The sequence below is a fragment of the Kitasatospora sp. GP82 genome (assembly GCF_029892105.1).
In the GTDB taxonomy this organism is placed as follows: domain Bacteria; phylum Actinomycetota; class Actinomycetes; order Streptomycetales; family Streptomycetaceae; genus Kitasatospora.
Genome location: NZ_JARZAJ010000025.1, coordinates 87,724 through 97,747, shown reverse-complemented (window position 1 = coordinate 97,747; position 10,024 = coordinate 87,724). Strand labels below are relative to the sequence as shown.

The following is a 10,024-nucleotide window of genomic DNA, read 5'->3' as shown; positions in this document are numbered from 1 at the left end:
GAGCCGTCAGCTTCCCCTTGGCATGCTGCGCCTCGGTCGCCTTCTCGCTCGGGCCCCGGCGGACCTTCTCCCGGAGGTCGTGCAGCTCGGCCACCAGTTCCGGTACGGTCATCGTCTCCTCCTCCGCGCGACGCAGCCCGGCGTCGGCTGCGGTCACGCTGGGAGAGACGCCTCGCGATGGACTGGAGACCGGGTCAATGAACCCGGGTGACCTGGGCGCCCGCCCGATCGCCCCGTCAGGCCCACCGGTAGTCGGCCGAGAGCGCGAGGTGGGTCGGCACCAGTTCGAGCGCCGGGTTCCCGGCCAGGATCGCCTGGTGCAGCCGCTGCACCCGGGGCGAGGGCTCCAGGCCGATCTCGTCGATCAGCGTGGACCTGAGCCGCCGGAACACCTCCAGCGCCTTGCCGGAGCGGCCGGCCCGGTACAGCGCGATCATGTGCTGGGCGTGCAGGTTCTCGTGCGTCGGATGCTCGGCGGTGAGAGCGGTCAGCTCACCGAGCAGCTCGGTGTGGCGCCCGAGCCGGAGGTCGGCCTCGATGCGCAGCTCCAGCGCGCCGAGCCGCTCCTCCTCCAGGCTCAGGCACTCGATCCCCAGTTGCCGGCCCTTGGGCACGTCCACCAGCATCGGACCGCCCCAGAGCCCGAGCGCCTCGTGCAGCAGCCGGCAGCCCGTCCGGTCCTCCCCTGCGGCCAGTGCCTGCTGGCCCCGGTCGATCAGCGCACGGGCGCGGTGCACATCCACCGCGTCGGCCGGCAGTGCGAGCCGGTAGCCGCCGTAGACGGTGGCCAGCAGGTCCTTGGCCGCCGCGCCGGTCTCGTCGCCGAGGGCCGCGGCGATCCGTCGGCGCAACTGGAGCACATAGGTCTGCAGCGTGGTGACGGCACTGCGCGGCGGGCTCTCGCCCCAGAGCTCCTCGGTCAGCGCGTCGACCGTGACGATCTGTCCGGCCCGGACGGCGAGCAGCGCCATCACCTGCCGCGGCTTGGCCGCCGCGGGAAGCACGCCAACGTCACTGATCCGGGCCCGCATCGGCCCGAGCAGCCTGAAGTCAGCAATCACGGTCTCCCTCTCATGGCGTCCACGCGGTCGCGTCCCGAAGGGCCGGCGTCCGTTCAGGACCAACCCTCAGGGGACCTCAAGACGATCGCATACGCCCCGAGCCCACCGGGAGTGTGAAGTTCCCGAATCCTGCTGTGACTTCCTCATGTCAGAGCGGTGAAGGAGGCACTGGTCAAGGATTGCTCGGATTTCGTTTACTCCTTGCCTGAGCCCGGCTCCAGCATCCATGGATCCACGGTCGGCAACGGCCGCATCAACGGAGGAAGAGCATGTCCGTCAATGAGGACTGGCGTTTCGCAGAGCTGATCGTGCGTGCTTGGACCGAGCCCGGCCTGCGTCGCCGGTACGAGGAGAATCCGCATCAGGTGCTGGCCGAGGCCGGCATTCCGACGGTCCCCGGCGAGGCGGTACCCGCGCTTCCGGTCGTCGAGGAACTCGACGTGGTGGTCGACCTGTTCGACCTGCTCCCCGCCGAGGCACCGGCCACCGCCATGTGCCTCAGCATCAATGACACCGAGCCCACCGCCGTCCTCGCGGGTGCGGAGGCCCTGACGATATGACCACCGACGGGGGGAACGGGCGCGCGCCGCTGATCGGCTTCAAGCGCCACCTCCGGCCGGAGGTGGTCCCCGGTGATGCCGTCTATCTGATGTCCGAACACGGTGTGACGGCCGTCAGAGGGCCGCACCTGGCGGCCCTGGCACCGCTGCTCGACGGCACAAGGGACCTGCCCACGCTGCTGAACGAGGCGGCGCCCGTCGTTCCCCCCGCACAGGTCGCCCAGCTGGTCGGCCAGTTGACCCGGTGCGGGCTGCTCGACCACCGCGCGAACACCGGGCCCGCCGACGCCGCCGACAGCGCGGCCAGGGCGTACTGGGAGCTGGCCGGTGGTGGCGCAGGGGCCGGGACGGAGGCAGGGACGCTGCGGATCGTGACCGTCGGCGAGCTCGACGGCGCGCCGCTGCACACCGCCTGCCGCGGCGCGGGGATCACCCTCGCCGAGCCCGGCGAGGGCGCCGCCCTCGATCTGGTGGTCTGCGGCGACTATCTCGACCCCCGGCTGCGCGAGCTGGATGCCGAGCGGCGGGCGGACGGCCGTCCGTGGCTGCTCGCCAAGCTGTACGGCACCACCCTGTGGGTCGGCCCGGTCTTCCAGCCGGGTGCCACCGCCTGCTGGAACTGCCTGGCCCACCGGTTGCGCGGCCATCGCTGCGCCGAGACCCCGGTCCGGCTGCGGCACGGCGGCGATCCGGTACCCGTTCCGCAGGCCGCACTCCCGGTCACGATCCAACTGGGCGCCCAGATCGCCGCCCTGGAGTGCGCCAAGTGGCTGGCCGGCCACCGCAGCGGCGAGTACGACCGCGTGCTCACCCTGGACACCCTCACTCTCGCCAGCCGGTCGCACCGGCTCACCCGCCGACCGCAGTGCCCGGACTGCGGAGACGCCTCGCTGATGGCAAGTCAGGCCGAGCGGCCGGTGGTGCTGACCAGCCGCCGGCGCGCGGTCCAAAGCGGCGGCGGCCACCGGGCGATGTCCGCACAGAGCATGCTGGACCGGTACGGGCACCTGCTCAGCCCGGTCACCGGGGTGGTCAAGGACATCCGCCGCGACCCGCGCGGCCCCGAACTGCTCAACGTCTACCGCGCCGGCCACAACCTGGCGCTCGGCCCCCGGCACATGTCCGAACTCCGCGCCTCACTGCGCCAGGAGAGCTCCGGCAAGGGCCGGACTCCGCTCGACGCCAAGGTCGGCGCACTGTGCGAGGCGGTGGAGAGGATCAGCGGCCTCTGGCAGGGCGACGAGGCCCGGGTCCGCGGCTCACTTCGCTCCCTCGGTCCCGATGCCGTGCATCCCGGCAGCTGCCAGCTCTGGGACGAGCGGCAGTTCGCCCAGCGGGCCGGGTGGAACGCCGGCGGCCACCCGTTCCACCAGGTGGCCGAGCCCTTCGACCCGGACGCGGTGCTGGACTGGTCGCCCGCCTGGTCGCTGACCCGGGGCCGTCATGTGCTGTTCCCCAGCACCCTGCTCTACTACGACGTCCCCGACCGGCCGGGCCGACGGATGGTCCGCGCCGACTCCAACGGCTGCGCGGCCGGCAGCACGCTTGAGGACGCCGCACTGCAGGGCCTGCTGGAACTGGTCGAACGCGACGCGGTGGCCCTGTGGTGGTACAACCGGACCCGCCAGCCGGCCGTCGACCTGACCGCCTTCGGCGACCCGTGGACCGCCGAGGTACGACAGGCCCATGCCGAACTCGGCCGCGAGGTCTGGGCCCTGGACCTCACCTCGGATCTCGGCGTACCGGTGGTGGCGGCCCTGTCCAGGCGCACCGGCCGCGCCCACGAGGACATCGTCTTCGGCTTCGGCGCCCACCCCGACCCGGCGATCGCCCTCTCCCGAGCGCTCAGCGAGATGAACCAACTGCTGCCACCCGTCCTCGAAGCCCGCCCCGACGGCACCGGCTACGGCTGCTCCGACCCGGTGGCCCTGCACTGGTGGCGCACCGCCACCAGGGACGGCATGCCCTACCTCGCCGCGGACCCGGCCGCTCCCGCTCGTACGCCGCTCGACCACGGCTACAGCCCGGCCACAGACCTGCTGGAGGAACTCCGGAGTCTGCAACGAGCCCTGGAGCACCGGGGCCTGGAGGTCTGCATACTCGACCAGACCCGCCCCGACCTGGGGCTACCCGTAGTGCGGACCCTGGTCCCGGGACTCCGGCACTTCTGGCCCCGGTTCGCTCCGGGCCGGCTCTTCGACGTCCCGGTGTCGTTGGGCAGACTGCCGCGCCCGACGCCCTACGAGGAGCTGAATCCGATACCGCTGTTCGTCTGAACACCACCCCCGCAGGAGCAACCGTGCAACCCGTCCCGCCCTCCGACAGTTCCTCGCCCGCCACGTGGATCGAGCTGTGGTCGCTGAGAGAGGACATCCTGCTGGAGGAACAGCCGGACGACGACTCGGTGGTCCTCCGTTCCCAGTGGGGCGACCTGCACATCCCGCGGCCCGGCGCGGTGCTGACGGAGGCACTGCGCCGGATGCAACTCGGCCCCGTCCAGCTGGAGAACGTCCCGGGCACCGAGGAACTGGCCGCCCGGGTCCGCCTGTTGACCGCACTGCGGCAGCTGGGCGGCCTGGTGGTCCGCTCCATCGGGGCACCGGACGGCGAGCAGCCGCTGCTGTCCGTGGTACCGACGGCCACCGGTGTCCGGCTCGATCCCGTCCTGGTGCCGGAGGACCGCCTGCTGCGGCTGTCCCGGTTCGCCGCCCTGCGCTCCACCGGGCGAGTCAGCCTGCTGGAGTCGCCGCTCTCCCCCTTCCGGGCCGCCTTCACCAGGCCCGAGGCCGGCTGGCTGATCGCCTCACTGGGCCGCCCGATCACCCTGGAGCGGGCCGTCGAGCGGCTGCCGATCGCCCGGCCGACCGCCGTCGCGCTGCTCTCCCATCTGGTCGCGACCGGCATGGTCGAGGTGGCCGAGCAGGTCGCGCAACCCCACGATGCCACCTTCCCCGAGGACCACGACCCGGCGCTGCTCCCCTGGTCCCACGACGACCTGCGGTTCCACTGGAGCAGCCGTCCAGGACCGCACGACCGGCAGTTCGGCGCCACCTACCCGCTGCGCGGCCGGCAGGACCAGCCTCCGGTGCTCAAGCCCGCGCCGGCCGGCCCCCGGATCTCCCTGCCCAGGCCCGACCCGGGGAAACCCGACTGGGACACCTCGCTGGCCGAGGCGCTGGACCGGCGGCGGTCGGTCCGCAGCCACGGCGAGCAGGGTATGACGCTGCACCAGCTCGGCGAGCTGCTCCACCGGTCGCTGCGCGTCCGCAGCACCGGCGACCCCCTCTCGGCCGATGTCCTGCCGCAGGCCTCCAGCCGCCCGTACCCCAGCGGCGGCGCCTGCTACGAGCTGGAGTTCTACCTCACCGCCGGACGCTGCGAGGGCCTCGAACCCGGCGTCTACTACTACGAACCGCTCGGCCACGAGCTGATCCGCCTGCCGTCGGACGAGCGGCTGGGCACGGCACTGCTCTCCGAGGCCCAGACCGGCACCGGGATGGCCGCCCCGCCCGACCTGCTGCTCACCATGACCGCCCGGTTCGCCCGGGTCTCCTGGAAGTACAGCGGACTGGCGTACGCGCTGACGCTGAAGCACGTCGGCGTGGTGCAGCAGACGCTCTACCTGATGACCACCGGCATGGGCCTGGCCGGCTGTGCGCTGGGCACCGGCAACACCAGCCTCTCGGCCGAGGCCTTCGGTCTCGACTGGCGAACGGAGTCGGCGGTGGGCGAGTTCGTCCTCGGCTCCCTCCCCGCAGGGGACGAGACGCGTTAGCCGCCCCGAGGAAGTACGTTCACCACCCCATGGCCTGACGTCGGGTCAGTCATGCCCTCCGAGACGAGGTGTGGACCAGCACGTCACCCGGAATTCGCCCGAGCGGGTCATTTCCGCCCTACCATCGACCGGACGTCAGCGGTGACCGGAGGGAGAGCCATGACAGGCAAGGCCAGAGCGTCGGACTTACTGTCGTCCGACACCCCGGCTCAGGCCAGTCCCGAAGATCTCATCGAGAACCCGGGCAGGCAGGAACCCTGGGTGAGAGTGCTGGGCATCGAGGCTCCCGCACCGCACTTCGCGCTGGGGGTGGTGTGGACAGTCATAGCGGCATTCCTCACCATGCAGATTGTGGACATCCTTGAGGAGGCCATCACACCGTTCACCGTCACCTGCTGTCTGACCGTGCTGCCCGCCACCATCGGTCTCCAACTGGTGCACACCCTCCCCCGGTACCGGCGCATCCGGGCCGGGTACGGGCGGTGGACCCTGCTCGCCCAGGCACTGCTCACCGTCGTGCCCTCGCTGTTCCTCGGCTGGCCCTGGGGCGGGATGGGCGGATTCGTCGGCGCGTCGATGCTGTTGCTGCTGCCGCTGCGGGCAGCGCTCCCGGCCTTCGGCGCCCTGATCGCGGCCATCGGCCTCGGCACCGCGCTGACGGCGCACGGCACCCTGACCAACGTGCTGTACATGATGGTGTCCACGCTGGTCACCGGCATCATCCTGTACAGCCTCTCGCTGCTCGCCAATCTCACGCTCGCGGTCCACGAGGCACAGGAGGACATCGCCCGGGTCGCCGTCATCAAGGAGCGGCTGCGCTTCGCCCGGGACCTGCACGACCTGCTGGGCTACAGCCTCTCCGCGATCACTCTGAAGAGCGAGCTGGCCCACACCATGGTCAACCGCTCGCCCGACCGGGCCCGGGCGGAACTGGAGAGCATCGTCGAGCTCTCCCGCCAAGCCCTGTGCGACGTACGCGAGGTGGCCCGCAGCTACCGTTCGATGTCACTGCTGACGGAACTCTCCTCGGCCCGATCGGTGCTCTCGGCCGCCGGGATCGACGCCCATCTGCGGGTGGAGTGCGGACGGCTGTCGCGGGAGGCCGACACCGTACTGGCGACCGTGCTCCGCGAGGGCATCACCAACGTGATCCGGCACAGCAAGGCGTCGCAGTGCACCATCGAGGCGGTCGCCCAGCACGGCGCGACCAGCCTGCGGCTGGCCAACGACGGTGTCCCCACGCGCGAGCGGGAGCGCGACCGGGACCACCAGGACCGGCTCTCGCGAGGCAGCGGCGGCCTCGGCAACCTGGCCGCCCGGCTGGCGAAGGTCGGCGGGACACTCTCGTCCGGAGTACGCGAGGACGGCTGGTTCCACCTGGAGGCCGCGATCGCGGCAGAGCCGCACGAGACCACGGACACCGAAGAACTCGCCACCCGCGATCGCCTAGCACCCCCAGGGGCACAAGACCGCGCACGCCCGCCGTGCGCTCCCCGGGGGCGCGGGGAACTGCGCGAAGAACCACGCACGACCTCGGCGATGAAGCACTCGATCAGCCATGCGCCGCCCGGGGGCGTCCGCGACTAGACCCAGCCGGCCTCGCGGGCGATGCGTACCGCGTCGAGCCGGTTGCGGGCGTTGAGCTTGACCACCGTCGACGTCAGGTAGTTCCGTACCGTCCCCACCGACAGATACAGCCTTCCCGCTATCTCGGTGACCTCCGCGCCGTCGGCCGCCAGCCGCAGCACCTCGGTCTCGCGCTCCGTCAGCGGGTTGTCGCCGCTGTCCCAGGCGGCCACCATCAGGTCGGGGTCGACCACCCGCTCGCCCTGCGCCACGCGCCGGACCGCCTGGGCCAGTTGGCGGGGCGGGGCGTCCTTCAGGATGAACCCGCGCACTCCGGCCGCCAGGGCCCGGCGAAACGTTCCTGGACGGCCGAGACTGGTCAGGATCAGCGTCCGGCACTCGGGCATCACCTCGTGCAGCTGCGCCGCGGCCGTGATGCCGTCCGTCCCGGCCAGGTCGATGTCGATGACGGCCACATCGGGCTTGTGCTCCAGGGCCGTCGGGACGATCTCGTCGCCGTTGGCCAGCTCCGCGATCACCTCGATGTCCTCTTCGAGGTCGAGCAGCGCCACCAGGGCGCCCCGCACCATGTGCATGTCCTCGGCCAGCAAAACCCTGATGATCACAGGAACTTCCCCCGACTGTCAGCCCCAGGACGACTCGAATATCGTTCGACGGCGCCCACAGAGGATGCTATCCGCACAGACGGCAATCAGCTGTGCTGTTGCCCCAGGAGCCCCACCGAACTTCGACGAGCCGGGGCCGGACCCGCCCCCGGCCGGCCCGGCCCCGGCCGATCCTCCAACGGGCCGTCAGCGCAGCTGGAGCTCCCGTTGCAGCCGTTGTTCCAGGGGGCTCAGCGGCTCCCCCGGACAGAGTCGCTCGGGATGGCCCGGCGACGGGCAGGACAGCCTCGGCCGATCCACCATCTCGGCCGGGACCATCGCACCGAAGAACGACCCGACCGCCATGAGCCCGTGCACCGCGGGTGAGTTCAGCAACCTCGCCAGGCCCCGCACCACCGGGCCCCTCATCATCAGGATGGCCATCGTTGGAATCTCCTCCTCCCGGCCGGGGTCCGCGCCCGGCCAGGAGAAGCCTGTACGCCGGGGCTCAAGGAGCGCTCCAGCGCCGCACAAGAAGTCCACTCCATGCCTCATATGCTCGCGATCAGAGCGATCAGAGCAATCAGAGTGAATATTCACAGGCCATGACGTGAATTTATGCGCATACCAAAGGTGAACAGGTCCACAAACCTTGCGATCGAATTTGCTCCCATGCTGAGACCATGCAATAGTCGGACATGTCCGGATGCACTGCATCCATCGACAAGCCACGGCCTCCCACTGACCCGGTTCGGCCGTCGCCACTGCGCGGCACGCACCCCCTTGGCCGGCGCAGTGACCATGCAGGGGCCCCCGAAGACCACACATCAGGTGGACCGGGGGCCCCGCATTGTTCCCAGGACGGTCAGACGGCGCGCTCGCGGACCTTGAGCTCGAACCAGACGCCCTTGCCGCGCGGCAGCAGATCGGCGCCCCAGCGCTCGGAGAGCGCGTCCACGAGCTTTATCCCGTAGCCGTTCCCGTTGCCCGGCTCGGCCAGGATCAGGCAGGGCAGCGCCCGCGAGGAGTCGCGGACCTCCACCCGCAGCCAGCCGGGCCGCCGGGCGAGCCGCAGCCCCACCGTCCGCCCGCCGGTGTGCCGGACGGCGTTGGCCATCAGCTCACCGGAGAGCAGTTCGCCGACCTCCAGCAGCTGCGGCAGCTGCCAGCCCTGAATCACCGAGAGAACGACCCGCCTGACCACCCGGACCAGCTCGGGCCGGGAGGGCAGGCAGACCTCCTGCTCGGCCCCGACCTGCTCGCAGAGCCAGCCGAAGTACTCCTCCTCCACCTGCCGAGGAGTGAGCCGCTCCAACGTCTCCAGGGCCAAGGATCCTTCGCCTGACTGATCATCAGCAACCGGGCCCACTCCCGGAGGTGACGTCCATTCCGCTTCGCCCCATCCCGCCATGCGCCAATCATTGCGGAACGCATGCGGCCGCGTACGGACAATGACGAAACGATCACTATTTATTTGGCATATGCCATCGGCAAGTCAGGTTGGACTAACCGGGGTTGGCGGGCCGCTACCACTTGCTCCAGGCCAGGTTCCAGCCACTCAGGCCGTTGTCCGGGGCCACCTTGGCGCCCTTGGACCTGACCACCGTGACCGGATCGCCGATCAGCGAGGAGTGGAAGAACTTACCGGCGTTCGAGTTCTCGTTCCCGTAACGGGTGTCCGCCACACCGATGCAGCCGTGGCTGGCGTTGTAGTGGCCCATCGCGTCGGTGGCCCAGGAGTTGCCGTGGACGAACGTCCCGGTGTCGGTGAGCCGCATCGCGTGCGGCACGTCCTTCAGGTCGTACTGGTCGCCCTTGCCGGCACCGTCCGGCGACTTCATCTCGACGTGCTCGTCCTTCTCCTCGATCACCATGATGCCGTTCCAGGAGTCGAAGCCCGCCTTGCCCGCGGTGATCGGCACGGTGCTCACCGTCCGGCCGTTGCGGGCGACCTTCATGGTGTCCGCGGTGGCGTCGACGGTGGTGCGCTGGTCGCGGCCGATGGTGAAGGTCTGGTCGCTGTCCACCCCGCCGTAGATGCCGGGAGCCACCTCGACGTTCTTCAGCCGGTAGTGCACCGTCACCTTGGTGCCCGGCTTCCAGAAGTTCTCCGGCCGGAAGTCCACCCGGTTGCCGCCGAACCAGTGGCCCTTGACCTTGGAGCCGTCCGAGGTGTCGAAGCTGATGCCCTTGTCGACCGCCGCCCTGTTCTTCACCGCCTTGCGGAAGTTGAGCGAGACGATCATCCCGATGCCGTACGTGCTGCCACTCTCGACATTGTCGTACGGGCCCGCGTCCTGCCTCGGCGCCGCCACCGGCTGGGCAGCGGCCGCCGTTCCGGCCCCGCCGCCGACGACCGCGCCGACGACCGCGGTGGTCAGCACCAGCGTCCCGGCGGCCATCCTCTTGCTTATCTGCTTCATGTCCCTGTCCTCCCCTGTGAGTTCGTACCGGCTG

Annotated in this window: 9 protein-coding genes; 4 read left to right on the top strand and 5 right to left on the bottom strand. The window is 70.5% G+C overall.

Annotated features, from left to right (window positions below; translation table 11 throughout):
- Nucleotides 1–236: 236 nt before the first annotated feature.
- Nucleotides 237–1,061 carry an AfsR/SARP family transcriptional regulator gene (locus tag P3T39_RS24885; RefSeq protein ID WP_348534383.1) on the bottom strand — a complete coding sequence of 275 codons (825 nt, stop codon included), beginning with the start codon at nucleotides 1,059–1,061 and terminating at the stop codon, nucleotides 237–239.
- Between the two features lie 269 nt (nucleotides 1,062–1,330).
- On the opposite strand from P3T39_RS24885, the gene P3T39_RS24880 reads away from it, so the two are divergent.
- From P3T39_RS24880 to P3T39_RS24865, 4 genes are all read left to right on the top strand, one after another.
- Complete coding sequence (locus P3T39_RS24880) at nucleotides 1,331–1,621, top strand: hypothetical protein (protein WP_280701149.1); 291 nt, start codon at nucleotides 1,331–1,333, stop codon at nucleotides 1,619–1,621.
- On the top strand, nucleotides 1,618–3,897 hold the full coding sequence (locus tag P3T39_RS24875; protein WP_280701148.1) for a TOMM precursor leader peptide-binding protein: 2,280 nt from the start codon (nucleotides 1,618–1,620) through the stop codon (nucleotides 3,895–3,897). Before P3T39_RS24880 ends, P3T39_RS24875 begins: the two co-directional genes overlap by 4 nt.
- Nucleotides 3,898–3,920: 23 nt before the next feature.
- On the top strand, nucleotides 3,921–5,396 hold the full coding sequence (locus P3T39_RS24870) for a SagB family peptide dehydrogenase (protein WP_280701147.1): 1,476 nt from the start codon (nucleotides 3,921–3,923) through the stop codon (nucleotides 5,394–5,396).
- Nucleotides 5,397–5,657: 261 nt separating this feature from the next.
- A complete protein-coding gene (locus P3T39_RS24865) occupies nucleotides 5,658–6,983 on the top strand; it encodes a histidine kinase (RefSeq protein WP_280701146.1) in 1,326 nt (441 codons plus the stop codon).
- Here the strand turns inward: P3T39_RS24865 and P3T39_RS24860 are convergent.
- The 4 genes from P3T39_RS24860 to P3T39_RS24845 form a co-directional block, all read right to left on the bottom strand.
- Nucleotides 6,980–7,588 carry a response regulator transcription factor gene (locus tag P3T39_RS24860; protein ID WP_280701145.1) on the bottom strand — a complete coding sequence of 203 codons (609 nt, stop codon included), beginning with the start codon at nucleotides 7,586–7,588 and terminating at the stop codon, nucleotides 6,980–6,982. The two genes, P3T39_RS24865 and P3T39_RS24860, sit on opposite strands and share 4 nt — an antisense overlap.
- A gap of 186 nt (nucleotides 7,589–7,774) precedes the next feature.
- Nucleotides 7,775–8,011 carry a DUF6059 family protein gene (locus P3T39_RS24855; protein ID WP_280701144.1) on the bottom strand — a complete coding sequence of 79 codons (237 nt, stop codon included), beginning with the start codon at nucleotides 8,009–8,011 and terminating at the stop codon, nucleotides 7,775–7,777.
- 421 nt (nucleotides 8,012–8,432) lie between these two features.
- The gene (locus tag P3T39_RS24850; protein WP_280701143.1) at nucleotides 8,433–8,897 is read right to left on the bottom strand and encodes an ATP-binding protein; all 465 of its coding nucleotides are present in this window, start codon (nucleotides 8,895–8,897) and stop codon (nucleotides 8,433–8,435) included.
- Nucleotides 8,898–9,093: 196 nt separating this feature from the next.
- Nucleotides 9,094–9,990 carry an Ig-like domain-containing protein gene (locus tag P3T39_RS24845; RefSeq protein ID WP_280701142.1) on the bottom strand — a complete coding sequence of 299 codons (897 nt, stop codon included), beginning with the start codon at nucleotides 9,988–9,990 and terminating at the stop codon, nucleotides 9,094–9,096.
- Nucleotides 9,991–10,024: the final 34 nt, after the last annotated feature.